This window comes from Pedobacter metabolipauper (genome assembly GCF_004362715.1).
GTDB lineage: Bacteria > Bacteroidota > Bacteroidia > Sphingobacteriales > Sphingobacteriaceae > Pedobacter > Pedobacter metabolipauper.
In genome coordinates, this window is the sequence record NZ_SNYC01000008.1 from 153,020 (window position 1) to 173,300 (window position 20,281).

Sequence of the window (20,281 nt, forward strand, 5' to 3'; positions counted from 1 at the left end):
ATAATGGCCGGAGGAAAAGAGACAACAAGGCAGAAGATGATCAATATCATGTATTTGGTATTGCTTGCTATGCTTGCTTTAAACGTATCAGATACTATATTAAACGCCTTTAAAAACATTAACGATAGTTTGGTTAGCTCCAAAACGAATGTTAGTACCAGCATTGACCAGTTATTTACTTCATTCCAGAATACCAAATTAAAGGATGAGCCTGCACGGGCAAAACCAATCTGGGATAAAGCGAATCAGGCAAAAGCATATGCTGATGATTTAAATAACTATGTTCAAAAGCTAAAAGATCAGTTCAGCACTGCCGGTAAGGGCATTAGTGAAGAAACTGGAGACCTGGTTGAACGTTCCAATATGGACATCGCCCAGGGAATCATGATCAACCAAAAAGAAGGCGAGAAACTAAAAATTAAAATTAACGAAACACGGAAGAACCTGATTGGTCTGTTAGAGCCAAAAGATCAGGGATCTGTAACTTTCACACTGGAAGCTAAAGATGCCGAGAAAAGTGTCAATGGCAGAAAGCTTTGGGAAGATATCAACTTTGGTGAAGGCACACCGCTTACGGCAGCCAACACGATCCTGAGTAAGATCCAGTCGGATGTTAAAAATGCGGAAGCAGAAATTGTCAAGAAATTATTTGGTAACATGGATAAATCCCTGGTAAACCTTGATCAGTTTGCGGCTGTTGCTGTAGCACCCAGTTCATACGTTATTCAGGGCCAGCCCTATACTGCACAGGTATTTTTAACGGCAAGTGATTCCAGGTCTACTCCTGTGATCTCTGTAGGCGGCAATCGTCTGTCTGTTAAAGAAGGTAAAGGAAGCTATACCGGAAGTACCGGAAGTGTTGGTGTTTTCAAATGGAAAGGTTCGGTTCGTGTAATACAAACTGATGGTACGGTTAAGGAATATTTTACGCCTGAGCAAACTTACCAGGTTGCCAAACCATCGGCAACGGTTTCTCCGGATAAGATGAATGTAATCTATGCAGGTATTCCGAATCCATTCTCTGTTTCTGCTGCTGGCTTTCCGTTGGAAAGTGTAAGGGCTTCAATGGATGGGGGTTCTATTTCAGGAAGCAATGGAAAATATATCGTAAATGTTGGCGGTGGGCAGGTTGGAAAAACACTGACTATTGGTGTTTCAGCCACCAGTGGCGGTAAAACCTTAAATCTGGGTTCTCAGCAATTCAGGGTTAAAGCATTACCTACGCCGCGCGCCTTCATTAAAGGTAAATCTGGAGGTAATGTTCCTTTGGAATGGCTTGAAGGTGCCGGTCTGATCGATACTCAACTGGAAGACTTTGTATTTGATGTTAAATATAGAGTGCTGCGTTTTTCGGTTACCTTTATCAATCCTAAATCGGATGCGGTTACCTTGCAGAATAGTGGTGCTGGCTTTTCCGGACAGATCAAAGGTGCATTAAACTCATTAAAACCAAATGCCACCGTTATATTTAAAGATATTATTTGTGAAGGTCCTGATGGACGTCAGAAAAATTTAGATGGCATTACATTTATAGCAAAATAGTATATTATGAAAAATATCTTAAGCCTTGTCGTATTACTGTTGTTGGGAGCTTGTGCATTTGCACAAAATCCGGTTACTCCTGATACCACCAAAAAAGCGAAGATCAAAAAGACTCCGCCAAAAGATGGGTTTTCTGTTCGGGTAGACATTGACAGCGGTGTGATGGTGAAGTATCCTGACATCAGGGAAGAGGACGTTTTCTATTCCAAAAGAATTTGGCGTGAAATTGACTTGAGAGATACCATCAATTCTGTGTTAAAAGCAGAGAATGCGAAACTGATCGATGTCTTACTGGAAGCGATAGGAAACGAGGAACTGCGGACATTCTCTAATAAAGATACGACTGCCGGAAGGGTTTTAGAGGACAATGATTCCTTCAAAATAGAACTGACGGCTAAGCAGGCGCTTGAAAGTGCAAGGGGGATCCGTGAGGGTGAAGCCGACAGTACCGGTAAGATAGGTGAGCCTACTCTTGGGAAATTGAGATCTGATGATTTCCAGAAGTACCGCATTAAGGAAGACTGGGTACTGGATTCTAAGCGTTCTGTATTTGAACCGAGAATTATTGGTATTGCACCAATGAAACAGGTTGAAGGTAACTGGCAGCCGGTGTTTTGGATTTACTATGAGGATGCCCGTGAAATTTTGAGCAAGAAAAAGCTGGTTAACCCAAGCAATGATGCTTCTACATTAACATTTGATGATTTTTTTGTAAGACGTCTGTTTGCGAGTTATATCATTAAGGAAACGAATCCTGCTAATAAAAGCATCATAGATATTTTAGGACAGGTTGATCCTAAGGATCCCCGGAAATTATATGAGTCTGAGCGCATTAAGAAATCAATCTCTGACTTTGAACAAAGTCTTTGGGAATACTAATCGCTTAAATTTTTCAAGATATATAACAAAAGCCTTAATTTAATTAAGGCTTTTGTTTTGTTCAAAATAATTGAGAAGTGTTTTTACCTGTGCTTTATTGAGTACCAATGCCAACTCTTCTTCTTTTGCTTCCCGGATTCTTTTGACGGATTTAAAATGTCTCAACAACTTATCTGCTGTCGTTTTGCCAATGCCTGCAATTTGCTCCAGTTCTGTTTTTAAAGTGCCCTGGTCTCTCTTTTTACGGTGAAACGTGATTCCAAACCTGTGGGCTTCATCTCTCAACTGCTGAATCACCTTTAGGGTCTCCGACTTCTTATCCAGATAAAGCGGATAGGAGTCTCCCGGATAATATAATTCTTCCAGCCGTTTGGCGATTCCAATGACGGTAACTCTTTTCTCTATACCTAGTTTTTTTAAACTCGTCAATGCAGAGGATAGCTGGCCTTTGCCGCCATCAATGATGATCAGTTGAGGCAATGTATCCTCTTCTTCCAGCATGCGCTTATATCGCCTGTAAACAGCCTCTTCCATCGTCGCAAAATCATTGGGACCTTCTACCGTTTTTACATTAAAGTGCCGGTAATCTTTTTTAGATGGTTTTGCGTCTTTGAATACGACAATGGCAGATACCGGGTATTGGCCCTGAAAGTTTGAGTTATCAAAACACTCGATGTGTTTTGGCAGCTGTGTTAACCTCAGGTCCTTTTGCATTTGTGTGAGGATCCTGTCGATTCTCAGATCCGGATTTAGTTTTTCATACTGGTTCAGCTTTTCTTTTTTAAAGAAGAGCACGTTCTTTTGCGACAGTTCCAGCAGTTTTTTCTTTTCACCTAATTTTGGAACGGTAAATTTAAGGTTTGCATCAAGCAATGTAATCTCAAAAGGAACGATGATCTCTTTGGAGGTACTGTGAAACTTGGTACGGAATTCGGTGATGGCTATGGTCAGTAATTCTTCATCACTTTCATCCAAACGTTTTTTGATCTCAATGGTCTGCGTTTGTATGATACTCCCGTTCATGACCTTCAGGTAATTCACAAACGCATATCGTTCATCTGATGCAATACTGACTACATCTATGTTGGTGATGGCGCTGTTTACTACGGTAGACTTGCTTTGATATTTCTCCAATACCAGTAATTTTCGCTGGTATTGGTGCGCATATTCAAAGTTCAGTTGTTCTACGGCTGTTTTAATCACCTGGTTTACATTTCTGATTACATTTCCGATCTTTCCATTGAGGATATCTTTGATCTCTTCAATGTTCGATTCGTAATCTTCCAGTGTTTGATAGGCCTGACAGGGGCCTTTGCAGTTTCCGATCTGGTATTCCAGGCATACCTTAAACTTACCATCGTCAATATTTTTAGGTGTAAGTGGAAGATTGCAAGTGCGGAGGGGATAGGTTTCTTTGATGAGGTCCAGAATGGTATGCATCATCCCTACGGAAGCATAGGGGCCAAAATACGTAGATCCGTCCTTAACCATGTTCCTGGTCCAGAATACCCTGGCAAATGGTTCTCTTTTGATGATGATCCATGGATAGGTCTTGTCATCCTTAAGCATGATGTTATACCTTGGCTGATGTTTTTTTATCAGGCTGTTCTCCAGCAGCCAGGCATCAATCTCCGTATCCACGATGGTAAAAGTGATCTTTCTGATCTTAGACACCAGTACACGGGTCTTTCCGTTTAACTGTTTATCGAGGTTAAAATAAGAACCTACCCGGTTTCTCAGATCCTTGGCTTTCCCGATATATATAAGCGTATCGTCAACATCCCAATACTGGTAAACGCCAGGTTTATGGGGAATATCGGCCAATGCCTTTCTATGATCGAAAGCACTCATTGATAGGGTCTGTGATTAATGGTTAAAAGCCTAACTTCTCATCCAGCTCTGTATTTTGATCCTGTTGCTGGTATTGGTTACAATCGTATACGATCGTTCCCTTACTTTTAGGAGGTTCAAAGTCTGCCTGAGAAATCTTAAGTTTTGGATTTGCGTAAACGCGTTTCATGAAGCCTGCAAAAATAGGCAGGGCCGTGGTTGCACCATCACCCTGTGCGGTGCTTGTAAAGTGAAAGGCACGGTCTTCGCAGCCGGTCCATACTCCGGCTACCAACTGCGGACTGATTCCCATAAACCATCCGTCTGAGTTGTTTTGGGTTGTTCCGGTTTTTCCGCCAATTGCGGCTTTAACACCGAACTTGCTTGACAATCTCCAGCCTGTTCCACTGGTAATTACACCCCTGAGCATGCGGGTCATGACGTAGGCAACTTCTTCATCCAATACCGGGACAGGTATGGGTTTTTCTGTATGTATTACTACGCCGTTCTTATCTTCTATTCTTAAAATGTAAGTGGGTTTGGTCCACACCCCTTTGTTTGCAAATACGCTGTAAGCACCCACCATGTCGTAAACGGATGCATCAAATGAGCCCAATGCAATAGATGGGTATGCGGGTACTTCTGAAGTGATCCCCATCTTTTTTGCCAGGGTAGCTACTGCTGGTGCACCGACTTGTTTCATCAGGTAGGCTGCAATATAATTTTGGGAAAGGGCAAGTCCTTTTTGTAAGGTTAAGTAGCCGGGTACTGTTCCTCCGGAGCGGGGGATCCATGGTTTACTTCCCGGAATTTCGATGGTTACCGGTTCATTCAATACCGTATAACATGGTGAATAGCCATTTTCTACAGCCACGGTATAGGTGAATGGCTTAGCTGTTGATCCGACCTGGCGGGTCCCCATTCGTACCTGATCGTATTTAAAGTGTTCAAAGTTAATGCCGCCAACCCATGCTTTTACATAACCGGTTTGCGGATCCATGGCCATCATGGCGTTTCTAAGAAGCATTTTGTAATACTTCACAGAATCTATGGGTTTCATGAGCGTATCTAAATTTCCTTTCCAGGTAAAGATCGTTAAGCGTGTGGGGGTATTGAAATCTTCTGCAATCTCAGCTTCTGACTTTCCTTCCAGTTGCAAGGCCTTATAGCGATCTGAGCGTTTAATACCCTGCTGGATCTGCATTTCTTTTCCTTTAAAGGGATTTCTGCCTTTCCAGCTTTTGGTAAAGGATTGCTGGAGGGTTTTCATATATTCTTTCTGTGCCTCTTCTGCATAAACCTGCATGTCATAATTGATGGTGGTGATGATCCTTAGTCCATCCCTGTCCAGGTCGTAAGGTGTTCCGTCAGGTTTAAGGATAGAGCGTTCTTCGAAGATCTTACGGATGTCGTTCTTTAATACCGATCTGAAATAGGGTGCAATACCATCGTTTACCGTAGCCGCACTAAATCTAAGACCAAGCGGTTTTCCCTGTTCAGCTTCCAGCTGCTGTTCTGTAAGGTACTCTGCTTTAACCATTAGTCCCATGATGGTGTTTCTTCTGGCCAGTGAACGGTCTGGATTTCGGGTAGGTGAATATCTTGTAATTCCTTTTAGGATACCAACCAGTGTAGCAGACTGTGCTACAGATAATTGATCCGGGGTGGTATTGAAATACACACGGGCAGCTGATTTGATACCATAGGCCTGGTTTCCAAAGTCTACCGTATTTAAGTACATGACAATGATCTCTTCCTTGGTATAGTTACGCTCCAGTTTCACGGCAATTACCCATTCCTGGAATTTTTGAAGCAGTCTTTTTGCGAAGTTCTTTTGTCTTCCTTCTTCAGAGAACAGGTTTAGGGCCAGCTGTTGGGTAATGGTACTTCCCCCTTGTTTCTTCCCGATCAGGGCATATAGAAATATAGTGAACGTACGTTTAAAATCTATGCCTGAATGTTCTTTAAAACGAATATCTTCCGTTGCAATCAGGGCATTGATCACATTTGGTGATATTTCCTGGTAGCTTACACTGGAACGGTTTTGTACAAAGTAGGTTCCAAGCACGCGCCCATCATCGGTAACGATCTCTGAAGCCTGGTTGCTCTTAGGGTGTTCTATATCGCGGAATGATGGAAGCTCTCCGAACAATCCGAACCCTATTGAGACGATGAACAGGGCGAATATGACCATTGCCCCGATCAGTATTTTCCACAATGTAAAATTATACTTTCTAACATCCTGAGGCGAAAGTTGTTTATTCGTTTTAGAAAGTGGTCTATTCATTTTAATAGTTGTTTTTATAAAATTCCAGGTACATGTTCAGCAATGCCTTACCCGCAACTTTATCAAAATTCTCTTTACTGATGATAAAGCTGGTGTAGATGTTAACGGGAACCTTCATGATTTGTTTTAACTGAGGATCGATTCCTGCAGCGTATGTTTTTGCGTCTTCAAAATTACTAAAGTTCCCCACATAAATGAGCTGATCATTGTCAAATTCTTTTAGCTGGTGTTTTAAGTTGCTCCCCGTATAGTTTCCACGGTTAAACTGGCCAATACCAAACCTGGAGGAGCTTAAGGTTAGCGAAGCATCTGCCACGTGGATCACGTAATAGTATACGGTTGATGTTACCGTACTGAACGGACCATTTACTTTTACCGGGTTTGCCGGTACAGTTGTTTTTTGATCAACAGGTACTTTTACGGTCTGCACAGGTACCTGAACAGCAGGAGGAGGGGCTTGTGTTGTAACGGGCGTATTAACTGGTGCCTGTGTTTTAGCGAGTGTAGCTGAGGTATTCTTTATTGGTGCAGGAACAAGGAATTCATTTGAATCGGATTCCGGAAGGGCTATTTTACGGTCTTTAAACTCTGATAAATGCTGTGTAATAAATGCCAGATGATCTTTTACAAGCGGGGTGACCAGCTTGTCTTCAGGAAATTGAACCGTAATGCTGGTAAATGCCGTAATCAGGCTGTCAGCCGTACTGGTTCTGCCGATAGCGATGGCACGTAAATAAGAAAGCTGCGGGGACAAATAACTGCTGCCGCTTGTTTTTAATGATTCATCTACCTGCTCAATAACGGCTGGATACGCTTTCTTCTCGTATTGCTGGAAGATCTCGTTATATCTTTTGTTGGCTGCAGTTTCCAGTTCAGATTGTTTGATGGAAAATGAGGGGTCGAGGATGGTCTTTGCATAGGCAGAAGATGGAAACTCTTTCAGGATCTTATCTTTAAAATCAGCTGACCGGGCAGGGTTGGATTCCTTGTTGATCAAGAACAGGCTATAATATATCGCTGCCAGGTGGTTATTTGATGGAAAGCGGTCCAGTAATTTCTGATATACCTGTTCTGCTTCTTCCGTGTCATTCAGTTCCTGGAGGTAAAAGTTAGCAATGTCATAATACGCATCAATGATCTTTTGATTGGATTTGGCAACGAGTTCCGGAGTAAGGGGAAGGCTTGTGCTGTATTGTTTAACCAGATCTCCCTGGTCTGCAGTAACTGTGGTACTATCCGGATTGGAAGGTACACCACTGATGTTGGCTGCAATATCCTGTATGGTTTCCTGTGCAGAAGATTTGATGCTTTGGCGCCAGTTGTTGTCTAATTTCCGGTTTCCCCATTTTTTCCTGAAATCAGAAAAACCAATGCCTACAGCGGCAGGGTTGCTGAAATAGAATGAACTTTGGCTCACTGCTTTATTGTTTGAATTGGGATTTGCAGCGATCTGACTATAATTAAACGCAGTGCCTGTGGGTGTTGCCGGCATTTGCACTACCGGGTTTACAAAGGCTTCAATTCTGGCCATCCGGTTGTCTTCCGGCAGCCGGGCAATGAACTGCAGCGTATCTTGCAGAGTTACGGCCTCATACCTGTCGGTCAGGTATTCTAAGTTTTGGTTCTTTTTAAGGATCAGGTCGTAGCCGGGGTAATTCTTTGGCAAGGTATTCACCGTACTGTCGTAATAGGATTTTGCCTTCAGGTAGTTCTTGAAATATTTGAAGTTCAGATCTGCCATGCTCAAATAGGAGCGTCCTTTTTGGTAGGCGTTGGTTGTACTTTTTTGAATGGACAGCAGGTAGTATTTTTCTGCCTGCCGGTAATCACCGTCTGCCGCATAGCTTTCAGCTACCTGATAGTATACCTGGTCGTTATATTCGAGGTTTTTGTCGTCTTTTAAGAGTGCCAGAAGCTGATCCTGTTTATTGGTTTTGATACCGCTCATGGCAGACTTTATTTTAATGCGGTTGAGGTTGGCATTAAAATACATCTCAAAGGGGGCATTACTTTTTTCTACCTTTCTATAGTTTGCGAGGGCTTCAGTGTCATTCTTTTGTTTTTCATAAAGCTGGGCCAGGATATAGGTCCACCTGATCTTGTGCTGGTTTTGGTTGGTTGCTTTAATTGCATCTTTTAGATAAGCAATGGCTGAGGTGATGTCATTTTTATAAATGCTCATCTGGGCCATTGTTGCCAGTGGTTCTGCCTGATTTTTTGACTTGATCTGGTTAAGCAATGGGCTAAGGCTGTCCAGCGTGCTGCTGGCTTCTGAGATCCTTCTGGTCTGCATCAGGCTCCGGGCTTTCCAGTTCAATGCTTCTGTATAGCTGTTGAGGTTGCTTTTGTAGTTTGAAGCGGTATAATCGAAATATTCTGAGGCGTTAAAGTAATTGGCGTTGAAAAAGTTGGCTTTGCCGAGCAGGATGTAGGCGTCGTCAATATAATTGCTATAGCTTTTTTCGAGGATGATGAGCTGGGCCTTTTTGATGATGTCGTCCATCGACTTGATGTTCAGCGATGCATTTGGCTGGCTATTGTCTGCTTCAGGTGCAATATAAACGGGAAGAACCTGGTCGTAATTATCGGCATAGGTTTCTGCAAGTTCCAGCTGGTGGTTATTCAGCATCACTTTTGTATTGTAGATATAGTTGTAGCGTGCGGTTAAATTCTGCATACCCCTGCTCATGGCGGTATCTTTTTGTGAGCCGCATGAATATAATACGCCAATGCATAAACTAAATAATATTACCTTTAAATTGCGGGTGTTAAAATTTTTCAAAAAACAAGGTTAAGTTTAAACAACAAAATATATACAAAAGTATTTTATTCAACTATAACTTCTTAACAAAACGTATTTTATTTAAAGAGGTTGATGATGACCGATCCAAAAGAACAAAAAAAGAATGTAAATAGCTTTGCGAAGTACTCCTCAATCAGCTTCCAGATGCTGGCTACCATTGGGTTGTTTGCATTTGCAGGCTATAAAATTGATGAATATAAACAGAGCAAGACCCCTATATTTACGGCGATACTGAGTATAGCCGGAGTGGTGATCTCCTTATACCAGGTTGTAAAACAACTTAATAAAAATGAAAAGTGATGGTTTAAACTGTGTGTAATTCTATACTTTTGTGAAAAATTATAGAATTGAAATTATCCCGGTTTACGTTGTTTTATTTGATCTATAGCGGCTTCCTCGCTATTGTGGCTTACCTGCTGTCTGCATTATTTCCTGATGTTACCATTCTGGCCGGTAAATTCTGGTTTGTATTCGCCTTTCTTGCAGGCATTACCTTTATTGCTTATGTGGTTGCTGATCTGGGTATCAAACGGAATCCTGAAACAGGCATTATGGCCATTATGGGATCAATTGCATTGAAAATGATTTTTTCTATGGCTTTTGTGCTGATTTACAGCTTAAACACTAAAGAGAAGGGGATGGTTTTTGTGCTGAATTTTTTTTCTTTATATTTATTGTTCAGCTTCTTTGAAATATACTGTTTGTTACGTAACTTGCGCCACCAAAATAAATAGTAAAAATCTGCGAGTAAATGGATTGTAGCCACGTTTTTGAGTTTAAAGTTAATAGGTTAATTGTTGTTTTTGCGCTTTTTTTAGCGTTTTTTTCTGTAACACACGCTGCTTTAGCTCAGGCAGACACCTTACATACTCCTGCAAGTTCTTCTCATGAGGAACCTCAGAAGAAAAAATTTGACATCGGCAAGTTTGCGCTGCACCATATTGGAGATTCGCACAGCTGGCATGTGATTGGTGATACCTATATCAGTCTGCCAATCATCCTATATACTTCTAATGGTTTTGTGACCTTCAGTTCTGCTGATTTTCATCATGATGACGAGGCAAAGATCCTTGTGGAAAAAAAAGGGTTAACGTTTGTAAAGCTTCATGAGAAAATCTATTACGGATCTCCAAAGCCCAATGCGCATGGTCAATTCATTGATCTTGATGAAAAGCACCACGCCAGCAACGCACGTCCTTTAGACATCTCTTTCACCAAGAACGTTTGTACCTTATTCTTATCTATTGTTATTATCCTTGCAGTTTTCTTAAACGTTGCCAATGGCTATAAGGTCCGTAAAGGTAAATCACCAAAAGGATTACAGTCCTGGATGGAGCCGATCATTCTTTTTGTTCGTGATGATATTGCAAAACCAAACCTTGGTCATAAATATGAGCGTTTTATGCCTTATTTATTAACGGTGTTTTTCTTTATCTGGTTTAATAACATGCTGGGTCTTGTTCCTTTCCTTCCGGGAGGGGCCAACTTAACCGGTAATATCGCGGTTACTTTAGTGCTTGCTGTTTCTACGTTTTGCTTAACTGTATTTAACGGTAACAAATACTACTGGAAGCACATCTTTATGCCTGATGTACCATGGTGGATGTATATTGTTATGGTTCCCGTAGAGTTGTTCGGGATCTTTACCAAGCCAATCGCCCTGATGATTCGTCTTTTTGCGAACATCACAGCAGGACACATTTTAGTTTTATCTTTGATCTGCCTTGTATTTGTATTCAACAGTCTTTATATCGCACCGATCTCAGTTGCATTTGCAGTGTTCATTGGCGCAATAGAATTGCTGGTTGCATTTATACAAGCCTTTATATTTACCATATTGTCTGCCTTGTTTATTGGTATGGCGATAGAAGAACACCATTAATTAGAATTATTTTTTAACACAATTAACATATAAAATCATGATTACAGGAAGTATTGCTGCAATTGGTGCAGGATTAGCTGCGATTGGCGCTGGTCTGGGTATCGGTAAAATTGGTGGTTCTGCAATGGACGGTATTGCTCGTCAACCGGAAGCAGCCTCTAAAATCCAAACTGCAATGTTAATCGCTGCCGCTTTCGTTGAAGCTGTTGCGCTTTTCGCAGTTGTTGTTGCCCTAATGGGTAATGGCTAAAACTAATTTGTACCGGGTGTAATTACCCGGTACATTTTTTTGTTAAAGAAGAATAAAAAATATTAAAAATATACTTAGATGGAATTATTAGTACCTGAAATTGGCTTGGTTATCCTTCAAACAATAGCATTCTTATTGCTAATGTTTTTATTGGCTAAATTTGCATGGAAACCTGTTTTGGCAGCAATTAAAGAGCGTGAGTTATCAATTGATGAAGCCTTAAATAAAGCTGAGCTTGCAAAACAGGAGATGACCCGCTTAACAGCTCAGAACGAAGAATTGATGAAAGAAGCGCGTAATGAGCGTGATTTGATCCTTAAAGAAGCGAAAGCACTTAAAGACAGTATTGTTCATGAAGCTAAAACACAAGCCCATACGGAAGGTGTTAAGTTAATTGAGAAAGCTAAGATTGAAATTGAGAATCAAAAGAAAGCAGCTTTAGCTGAATTAAAGAACCAGGTTTCTACGTTGTCACTTGATATTGCAGAACGTGTTTTACGCGGACAGCTGGAAGATAAGTCAAAACAGCAGGATTTAGTTGCTAACCTTTTAAAGGATGTTGAATTAAACTAGTTGTAGTTTGTTTAGCCAGATATAACAAAGAAAATGTCAGAAAATAAAGCAGCATCGAGATACGCCAAATCATTAATTGATCTTTCCAATGAGCAGAATTCATTTGAGGAAGTGAAGAATGATATGGTTCTTTTAGCTCGGATTATTGATGAGAACCCTGAACTGGAGGCAATCCTTAAAAATCCAATCGTTCCTTTGGATAAAAAAGCAGGGATCTTAAACGATCTTTTTGGGAGCAAGGTACAATCGCTAACCACTATTTATATGAAGCTTGTGGTAGCAAAAGGACGTTCAGCGATCTTGTTTGATACGGCTAAAGCTTTTGTTGCCCAATACAATGCGATCAAAGGTATCGTTACTGCAGAAGTTACTTCGGCAGTTGAACTTACTGCAGCAAACAGGGAAGAGATTGTGGCCATCGTTAAAAGAGAAATGAATGCTAAAGAAGTACTGATCAAAGAGAAGCTTAATGATAAGCTGATTGGAGGCTTCATTTTAAAAGTTGGTGATAAGCAGTTTGATGCAAGTATTGCCAGCGGTTTAAATAAACTTAAAAAAGAATTTGCTCAGGGCATTGTTTAACTGGGTTGAAATAATAGATTATCATATATACTGATTTACAAAAGAAATAATATAAAATTATGGTAGAGGTAAGACCAGACGAAGTATCGGCAATTATCAGGCAACAATTGGCGGGCTTTAAATCAGAAGCAGAACTTGAAGAAGTTGGTACCGTATTGCAGGTGGGTGATGGTATTGCCCGTGTTTATGGTTTAACTAAAGTTCAATCGGGAGAATTAGTTGAATTTGAAACCGGATTGCAAGGTATCGTTTTGAACCTTGAAGAAGATAATGTTGGTGTGGTTCTTTTGGGCCCGTCTGACAATATCAAAGAAGGTGATACCATTAAACGTACTAAGAAAATTGCCTCTATTAAAGTTGGTGAAGGTATGTTGGGCCGTGTTGTTAATACACTTGGCGAGGCTATCGATGGTAAAGGACCAATCTTAGGTGAGACGTATGAAATGCCGATCGAGCGTAAAGCTCCCGGTGTAATTTATCGTCAGCCGGTTACTGAGCCTTTACAAACCGGCATCAAAGCGATTGATGGTATGATTCCAATTGGCCGCGGACAGCGTGAGCTGGTGATCGGTGACCGTCAGATTGGTAAAACTGCGGTATGTATTGATACCATCATCAATCAAAAAGAATTTTACGAAGCAGGAAATCCTGTATTCTGTATATATGTAGCTTGCGGACAAAAAGCAAGTACGGTAGCGAACATTGTTCGTACGCTTGAAGAGAATGGTGCAATGCCTTATACGGTTGTTGTTGCTGCTTCTGCTGCTGAACCTGCTCCATTGCAGTTTTATGCTCCTTTCTCTGGTGCAGCAATTGGTGAGTTCTTCCGTGATACGGGCAGACCAGCTTTAATCGTTTATGATGACTTGTCTAAACAAGCTGTTGCTTACCGTGAGGTTTCGTTGTTATTACGTCGTCCACCGGGCCGTGAAGCTTATCCTGGTGACGTGTTCTATCTTCACAGCCGTTTGTTAGAGCGTGCTGCTAAGATCAACTCAAATGATGAGATTGCACAAGCCATGAACGATCTTCCTGAATCTTTAAAAGGTATTGTTAAAGGTGGTGGTTCATTAACCGCACTTCCAATTATCGAAACTCAGGCTGGTGACGTTTCAGCGTACATTCCAACCAACGTAATTTCAATTACTGACGGACAGATCTTCCTGGAAAGCAGTTTGTTTAATGCGGGTATCCGTCCGGCTATTAACGTAGGTATCTCGGTATCCCGTGTAGGTGGTAATGCCCAGATTAAATCCATGAAAAAGGTTGCTGGTACGTTAAAATTAGACCAGGCTCAATACCGTGAGTTAGAGGCATTCTCTAAATTCGGTTCTGATCTGGATGCGGCTACTAAATCTGTATTGGATAAAGGTGCGCGTAACGTAGAGATCTTAAAGCAAGGTCAGTTCTCTCCAATGACTGTTGAGAAACAAGTTGCGATCATTTACATCGGTACTAAAAACTTAATGCGTTCTGTTCCTATCAATAAAGTAAGGGAATTTGAAGCTGAATATTTACAGCAGCTGGAATTGCGTCATCCTGAAACTTTAAAAGCCCTTAAAGCTGGTAAGTTTGATAATGACATTACAGGTGTATTAGAAACGGTAGCTAAAGAGCTTTCCAGTAAATACTAATTACGCTGAACTGAAGATAAAGAAGAATGGCTAATTTAAAAGAAGTAAGAATTCGTATAGCATCGGTACAATCTACCCAGCAGATTACCAAAGCCATGAAAATGGTTTCGGCTGCGAAGTTAAAGCGTGCTACCAATGCCATTGTACAGTTACGTCCTTATGCGACCAAGCTGAAAGAGATCCTTGGAAATCTATCAGCAAGTTTGGAGGGATCATCATCACCTTTTATTCAGGAGCGTGAGCCCAACAAGGTTTTAATTGTTGTGGTTTCTTCTAACCGTGGTCTTGCTGGTGCATTTAACATGAATGTAATTAAGGCAACCAACAATCTAATTGCTGATAAATACAGTGAGCAGTATAAGAACGGGAATGTAAGCATCGTGGCTATTGGTAAGAAATCTCAGGATTTTTACGAGAAACGGAATTACAATACGATCGGAAATAACAACGAGGTATACACGGCCCTTACTTTTGAAAACGTAACTAAAATTACGGATTCGATCATGGCCGGCTTTGTGAAAGGTGAATTTGATAAAGTAGAACTGGTTTATAACCGCTTTAAAAATGCTGCCGTTCAAATTGTTACTACGGAACAATTGCTTCCCCTGCCTAAAACTGCTGAAGCAGCAGTGAAGGTTAAAGGATCGAATGTAGATTATATCTTAGAACCTTCTCAGGAAAACATTGTTGAACAGTTAATTCCTAAGTCGATCAAGATCCAGTTGTATAAAGCCGTATTGGATTCTCATGCTTCAGAGCATGGTGCCCGTATGACTTCTATGGATAAAGCTACTGAGAATGCAGGCGACCTGATCAAAGCGTTAAAACTATCTTACAACCAGGCAAGACAGGCCGCAATTACCACAGAACTTACAGAGATTGTAAGTGGTGCTGCAGCATTGAACGGTTAAGAAAGAATTTAAATACAGATCTATTTCCGTATTTATTATAAAATATATTATTTTTGAAACGTAAATAAAAACAATAACATGGAACAAACACCAAAACATAATACAGAAAGCATGAAAACGGCTAATGAAACAGGAATCTATAAACTGATCACTGTAGGTATATTGGTTGCCATGCTGGGCGTTTACCTGCGTTTTGCAGCTGATAATTCCATCTTATCTATTGTATCCTGGGTGATCTTATTTCTCGGTGCTTTTATCGCTTGTAAAGGTGTATTTAAAATACTGGGCGCATAATCCATTCTTAAAATATTTTTCTAAAAAGTCCTGAACTGCATACGGTTCAGGACTTTTTTTGTGATCTGCCCTTTTTTATAGGTTACCTATTACAATATTTTGTATTAAGGTAAAACAATCACAATTACCATCATGAAAAAATATTTAATTTATTGTGTAATCACGATAGCGGTTTTGGGCTGCAACAGTGAAAAGAAATTTAATAATGAAAGTGCCGATACGGTTTCGTCAAACCTTTTAGCTGAAGATACCACTTTATCAGCGAAGATCATTAAAACTGCTGATATGCGCTTTAGGGTTAAAGATGTTCAGCAAACCAAAGAACAATTGAGCAGTGCCGTTAAAACAATGGGTGGCACCATTGCTGAATTTTCTATTCAGAGTACGATTGCAGAAACCGATAAGGTTAAATATTCTACAGATTCCCTGCTGGAACTTACTTCTTACCATACTGAGGGTTTAATTCTGGCTAAGGTACCTTCAGATCAGCTTGATGAGTTTACCAACCGGGTAGCAAAAATGGCGTTGTTTGTAGACAACCAAAGTATGAAGCTGGACGATCAGAGTATCTCTTACCTGGAAAACAACCTGAAGAATCAGAACCGGGTTGAGGCTGTTGCCCAGCTGAACAAACATGCTACAAAAAAGAGTAATAATGTGGAGACTTCTTTATACATAAAGGATGATTATGTAGATAAAAAGATAGAGAATATGCGAATTAATGATAAGGTTAAGTATAGTAACATTACACTTAATTTTTACCAGGCCAATACCATTAAAAGCACACTTGTTCTTAACGACAATTTATACGATTACCGTCCTGGATTCTTTAAACGGCTTTGGCTGGGTATTGACAACGGCTGGACAATATTTAAAGAGTTTATACTGGCCATCTCCAACTTGTGGATGCTGATTGTGATTGGAATTGCCGGTTATTTAATGTACAGATACTTCCGTAAGAAGAAATTAGAAGCCGTTTAAATTATTTAAGTCTTTTCTTATTGTCCTTTGCAAAAGCCTCCCAGCCGGAATAGGATTTACTGCTTCCTCCGCTGGTACTGATCCGCTGAAAAGAATGACATACTGCTACCGACAATCCGTCGGTAGCATCTAAAAATTCAGGTGTTTCCTTAAAGTTGAGCAATCTTTGCAGCATTGCGGCTACCTGTTCTTTACTTGTGTTTCCGTTTCCCGTTATGGATTGTTTAATTTTACGGGGTGCATATTCAACCACCGGGATGTTTCTGGATAAGGCGGCAGCCATGGCAATTCCCTGGGCCCGTCCGAGTTTCAGCATAACCTGAATGTTCTTTCCATAAAATGGGGCTTCCAGTGCCAGCACATCGGGTTTATATTCATCCAGAAGTTTTACTGTTTTTTCAAAGATCCGTTGAAGTTTCAGGAAATGGTCATCCAGATGGTCCATCCTAACAATGCCCATCGTAATCAGTTCAATTTTACTGCCTTTTTCTAAAATCAATCCATAACCCATAATTGAGGTTCCCGGATCAATTCCCATGATCACCCTTTCCTTTTTTTCAACCAACATAAAACAATATTAAGCATATTTGCAGAGAGTAAAAGTAAAAAAGTTGACAACGAGATATAAAAAGATAGTTTCACTGATACTTAAAACGGCAATTGTTCTGCTTGCATTTTGGATCATTTATAGCAAACTATCTGCTAATGAGAATTTAGAGGAATTTAATAACCTCCTTAAACAGATTCCGCAAACAGAGATCATCCTGGTTATGACCTTTGTTTTTCTGCTGATGCTTTTAAACTGGTGTATTGAAGCACTGAAGTGGAAACGTTTAATTGCACAGGTTGAACGGATTAGTGTGTGGCGGGCTATAGAATCAGTTTTTTGCGGTCTAACCTGGGCCGTTTTTACACCTAACCGGATTGGGGAATATGGCGGACGGGTTTTCTTTCTATCCCCTAAAAGAAGGGTAGTGGGAGTCGTGGCTATGGCGGTAGGGAATATCGGACAGATGGTGCTGACCAACATTTTCGGGGCCATTGCACTTTTTGTGTTCATGTACCGGTTTGTTGAAATTGATTACCGGCTTCTGTATGCCCTGCTGACCTTATCAGTCATGTTTTGCCTCTTCTTTATTATTTTTTATTTTAATATCAAGTGGCTGAATGGAATATTACTGTCTATGCGCTTTACGCGCAAGTACAAGAAGTTTTACAGCATTCTTGGCCGGTATGATAAAAAAGAACTGTTCAGGATCTTAATGTTCTGCCTGGCAAGGTATGCGGTTTTCAGCAGTCAGTATTTCATCTTGTTTTTTTGGCTTATTCCCGAGATACATTACCTGGATATTTTTATGCTGGTGAGTATTCTTTTCTTTGTTCAGTCTACCTTACCCTCACTGGATCTGTTTGATATTGGTGTTAGAAGTGCCACGGCATCTTATTTTTTTAGTTCGGTTACAGATCAGAATGTTGCAGTTATTGCATGTACGGCGAGTATTTGGCTAATTAATATTATTATTCCTGCTATATTAGGATCTTATTTCGTCTTTAAACTCAATTTCTTTGGAAATCTTAAGCGCAATTAGCTACATCTCCTTATTTCTGGGTGTTTTTTATATACTGGTCATCATTGCCTTTATCCGGGGATGGTACCGGTTAAGCGATTACACACCTGCACTTTCTTCCAAACAAGTAAGGACAAAAGTTTCTGTTATTGTTGCGGCCAGGAATGAGGAAATGAACATTGCTAAGACGCTGGATGACCTCGTTGCACAGAATTACGATAAGAATCTTTTGGAGATTATCTTTATTGATGACCATTCAACCGATCGAACTTCTGAGATTATCTCTTCTTATGCAGACAGAGGTGTGAAATTGATTACATTAAATGAATCGAAACCTTTAAATTCCTATAAAAAGAAAGCCATCCAAATTGCCATCGCGCAATCTGAAGGTGATTTGATCGTTACTACCGATGCCGATTGCAGAATGGGTGCAAACTGGTTAAAAATGATTGTTTCTTTTTATGAAGAGAAGAAATATAAGATGATCTCATCGCCTGTGGCCTACCACCAGGAGCAGGGCTTTTTTGAGCGTGCACAATCTCTTGAATTTTTATATTTAATTGGGTTGGGTGCATCTACCATCGGCAATGATAAGCCATCTACCTGTAATGGGGCTAACCTGGCCTATGAAAAGGCTGCTTTTTATGAGGTCGGCGGATTTAAGGGTATTGATGATCTGGCTTCGGGTGATGATGAGTTGCTGCTGCATAAAATGGCGGCAAAGTATACAGGCAGGATTGGTTTTTTAAAGAATGATGCTGCTGTTGTTTATACACATGCCAAGGCTACATTGGCTGATTTTATTCAGCAGCGTAAGCGCTGGGCTTCTAAAAGCACGAGCTATAAAAATAAAGCGATCATTGTATTGGGTGTTTGTATCTGGTTGTTTAATGTGGATATTTTTGTGAACCTGATCTCTGGTATCTTTGTTGGTTATTATTTCAAGGTTGCGATTGTTCAGCTACTGATCAAAATGTTCTTCGAATTCTTATTTTTATACGATGTAACCAAGTTTGCCAAGCGGCAAAGTTTGCTGGTATTATTTCCGGCTGTTAGCTTGCTGCACATCGTTTATATCGTTTATATTGGCATTGCAGGTAACTCCGGAAAATACAATTGGAAAGGAAGAATGGTAAAATAATGGAAGCGCATGAAAGCCCGTCGAAAAAGATCTGGAAGCGGTTTAAGAAAAATAAACTTGCTTTTGCCGGATTGCTATTTATTGGGCTATTGATGGTGATGGGTATTTTAGGATACGTGATTACCCCGGATCAAACGCCATATTCAAATACCATGCATTTGCAGCTTAGCAATAGAAAGCCGGGCAGAAGTTTTGACTTTTTGATTGTCAGCAAAAACAACCAGGTTCCTAAAGTAAATATTTTTGAAAAGATGCTTAACGGACAGGAAGCAGATTTTAAAAGTATCCCAATCAGTTCTTATCGAGAGGCGAATGGTAAAGTTTATGCCCGGGAATATATTGGTGACGATGAGCAGTCGGAAGAAACCGTTTATCCGTTAATAAAGGGGGAGAACAGGTACAGCCAAACGTTTTGGCTGGGGACTGATATTTATGGCCGGGACTTACTGAGCCGGTTAATCATTGGTATCCGGGTGTCTTTATCTGTGGGACTTATCGCTGTACTCATTTCCCTTTTTATTGGGGTTAGTCTCGGGGCACTGGCAGGTTATTTCGGCGGACGTACTGATGCGTCGATCAGCTGGTTTATGAATGTGATCTGGTCGCTGCCATCCTTGCTGCTGGTTATTGCGATCTCATTTGCATTAGGGAAGGGCTTCTGGCAGATATTTATTGCTGTAGGTCTTTCTACCTGGGTTGATGTTTCGCGCCTGGTACGCGGGCAGGTGATGGCTTTAAAAGAGGTTGAGTTTGTTGAAGCTTCCAAAGCACTGGGATATTCCACTTCCAGAACGATCATTAAACACATTCTGCCGAATATTGCAGGACCGGTTTTGGTTGTCGCCTCTGCAAATTTTGCAGCAGCTATCTTGCTTGAAACGGGACTGAGCTTTTTAGGTTTTGGTGCCCAGCCGCCTATGCCAAGCTGGGGGGGCATGATCAAGGAACATTATGGCTACATCATCATGGATGCCGCGTACCTGGCTATTTTACCCGGACTTGCAATTATGCTCACGGTTTATGCGTTTAATCTTTTAGCCATTGGGCTGAGGGATGCATTTGATGTGAAGTCTCAAAATATTTCTATTTAATCAACGTATCGAAATCGTTAACTTTGTTTGCGT

19 protein-coding genes are annotated in these 20,281 nt (G+C 40.7%); 15 read left to right on the forward strand and 4 right to left on the reverse strand.

The window, feature by feature from the left end:
• Positions 1–3 precede the first annotated feature (3 nt).
• Both porM and porN read left to right on the forward strand, forming a co-directional pair.
• Positions 4–1,542, forward strand: coding sequence for a type IX secretion system motor protein PorM/GldM (gene porM, locus ATK78_RS21005; RefSeq protein WP_133578101.1), 1,539 nt, complete (start codon positions 4–6; stop codon positions 1,540–1,542).
• 6 nt (positions 1,543–1,548) lie between these two features.
• Positions 1,549–2,421, forward strand: a complete 873-nt coding sequence (gene porN / locus ATK78_RS21010) for a type IX secretion system ring subunit PorN/GldN (protein ID WP_133578102.1) — start codon at positions 1,549–1,551, stop codon at positions 2,419–2,421.
• 39 nt (positions 2,422–2,460) lie between these two features.
• Here porN and uvrC read toward each other — a convergent pair whose 3' ends face one another.
• From uvrC to porW, 3 genes are read right to left on the reverse strand one after another with little or no spacing between them, the layout of a single operon-like run.
• Positions 2,461–4,272: an excinuclease ABC subunit UvrC gene (gene uvrC / locus ATK78_RS21015; RefSeq protein WP_133578103.1), complete on the reverse strand. Its 1,812-nt coding sequence runs from the start codon at positions 4,270–4,272 to the stop codon at positions 2,461–2,463.
• 22 nt (positions 4,273–4,294) lie between these two features.
• Positions 4,295–6,538 carry a penicillin-binding protein 1A gene (locus tag ATK78_RS21020; protein WP_133578104.1) on the reverse strand — a complete coding sequence of 748 codons (2,244 nt, stop codon included), beginning with the start codon at positions 6,536–6,538 and terminating at the stop codon, positions 4,295–4,297.
• 1 nt (position 6,539) lies between these two features.
• Positions 6,540–9,320, reverse strand: a complete 2,781-nt coding sequence (gene porW / locus ATK78_RS21025) for a type IX secretion system periplasmic lipoprotein PorW/SprE (RefSeq protein ID WP_133578105.1) — start codon at positions 9,318–9,320, stop codon at positions 6,540–6,542.
• Positions 9,321–9,413: 93 nt separating this feature from the next.
• On the opposite strand from porW, the gene ATK78_RS21030 reads away from it, so the two are divergent.
• From ATK78_RS21030 to ATK78_RS21075, 10 genes are all read left to right on the forward strand, one after another.
• Entirely contained in the window at positions 9,414–9,641 is a 228-nt protein-coding gene (locus ATK78_RS21030) for an AtpZ/AtpI family protein (protein WP_243732600.1), read from the forward strand.
• Between the two features lie 47 nt (positions 9,642–9,688).
• A complete protein-coding gene (locus ATK78_RS21035) occupies positions 9,689–10,075 on the forward strand; it encodes a hypothetical protein (protein WP_166664938.1) in 387 nt (128 codons plus the stop codon).
• A gap of 17 nt (positions 10,076–10,092) precedes the next feature.
• Entirely contained in the window at positions 10,093–11,223 is a 1,131-nt protein-coding gene (gene atpB / locus ATK78_RS21040; protein WP_133578106.1) for a F0F1 ATP synthase subunit A, read from the forward strand.
• Positions 11,224–11,263: 40 nt separating this feature from the next.
• The gene (gene atpE / locus ATK78_RS21045; protein WP_108553637.1) at positions 11,264–11,473 is read left to right on the forward strand and encodes an ATP synthase F0 subunit C; all 210 of its coding nucleotides are present in this window, start codon (positions 11,264–11,266) and stop codon (positions 11,471–11,473) included.
• 78 nt (positions 11,474–11,551) lie between these two features.
• Positions 11,552–12,046, forward strand: a complete 495-nt coding sequence (gene atpF, locus ATK78_RS21050; RefSeq protein WP_133578107.1) for a F0F1 ATP synthase subunit B — start codon at positions 11,552–11,554, stop codon at positions 12,044–12,046.
• Between the two features lie 33 nt (positions 12,047–12,079).
• Positions 12,080–12,628: an ATP synthase F1 subunit delta gene (gene atpH / locus ATK78_RS21055; RefSeq protein WP_133578108.1), complete on the forward strand. Its 549-nt coding sequence runs from the start codon at positions 12,080–12,082 to the stop codon at positions 12,626–12,628.
• Positions 12,629–12,687: 59 nt separating this feature from the next.
• On the forward strand, positions 12,688–14,262 hold the full coding sequence (atpA, locus tag ATK78_RS21060) for a F0F1 ATP synthase subunit alpha (protein ID WP_133578109.1): 1,575 nt from the start codon (positions 12,688–12,690) through the stop codon (positions 14,260–14,262).
• A gap of 26 nt (positions 14,263–14,288) precedes the next feature.
• Positions 14,289–15,173: an ATP synthase F1 subunit gamma gene (atpG, locus tag ATK78_RS21065; RefSeq protein WP_133578110.1), complete on the forward strand. Its 885-nt coding sequence runs from the start codon at positions 14,289–14,291 to the stop codon at positions 15,171–15,173.
• Between the two features lie 78 nt (positions 15,174–15,251).
• Positions 15,252–15,467 (forward strand): hypothetical protein, encoded by a 216-nt coding sequence (locus ATK78_RS21070; RefSeq protein ID WP_133578111.1) that lies wholly within the window; start codon positions 15,252–15,254, stop codon positions 15,465–15,467.
• A gap of 132 nt (positions 15,468–15,599) precedes the next feature.
• Positions 15,600–16,448 carry a DUF4349 domain-containing protein gene (locus ATK78_RS21075; RefSeq protein ID WP_133578112.1) on the forward strand — a complete coding sequence of 283 codons (849 nt, stop codon included), beginning with the start codon at positions 15,600–15,602 and terminating at the stop codon, positions 16,446–16,448.
• Between the two features lies 1 nt (position 16,449).
• Here the strand turns inward: ATK78_RS21075 and ruvC are convergent, their stop codons facing one another.
• A complete protein-coding gene (gene ruvC, locus ATK78_RS21080) occupies positions 16,450–17,016 on the reverse strand; it encodes a crossover junction endodeoxyribonuclease RuvC (RefSeq protein WP_133578113.1) in 567 nt (188 codons plus the stop codon).
• Between the two features lie 43 nt (positions 17,017–17,059).
• On the opposite strand from ruvC, the gene ATK78_RS21085 reads away from it, so the two are divergent.
• Genes ATK78_RS21085 through ATK78_RS21095 form a run of 3 tightly spaced genes read left to right on the forward strand, consistent with a single transcriptional unit; the run spans position 17,060 to position 20,248 of the window.
• Positions 17,060–18,037, forward strand: coding sequence for a lysylphosphatidylglycerol synthase domain-containing protein (locus tag ATK78_RS21085; RefSeq protein WP_133578114.1), 978 nt, complete (start codon positions 17,060–17,062; stop codon positions 18,035–18,037).
• Positions 18,015–19,157: a glycosyltransferase family 2 protein gene (locus tag ATK78_RS21090; RefSeq protein WP_133578115.1), complete on the forward strand. Its 1,143-nt coding sequence runs from the start codon at positions 18,015–18,017 to the stop codon at positions 19,155–19,157. The genes ATK78_RS21085 and ATK78_RS21090 overlap by 23 nt, the downstream gene beginning before the upstream one ends.
• Positions 19,157–20,248 (forward strand): ABC transporter permease, encoded by a 1,092-nt coding sequence (locus tag ATK78_RS21095; protein WP_133578116.1) that lies wholly within the window; start codon positions 19,157–19,159, stop codon positions 20,246–20,248. Before ATK78_RS21090 ends, ATK78_RS21095 begins: the two co-directional genes overlap by 1 nt.
• Positions 20,249–20,281: the final 33 nt, after the last annotated feature.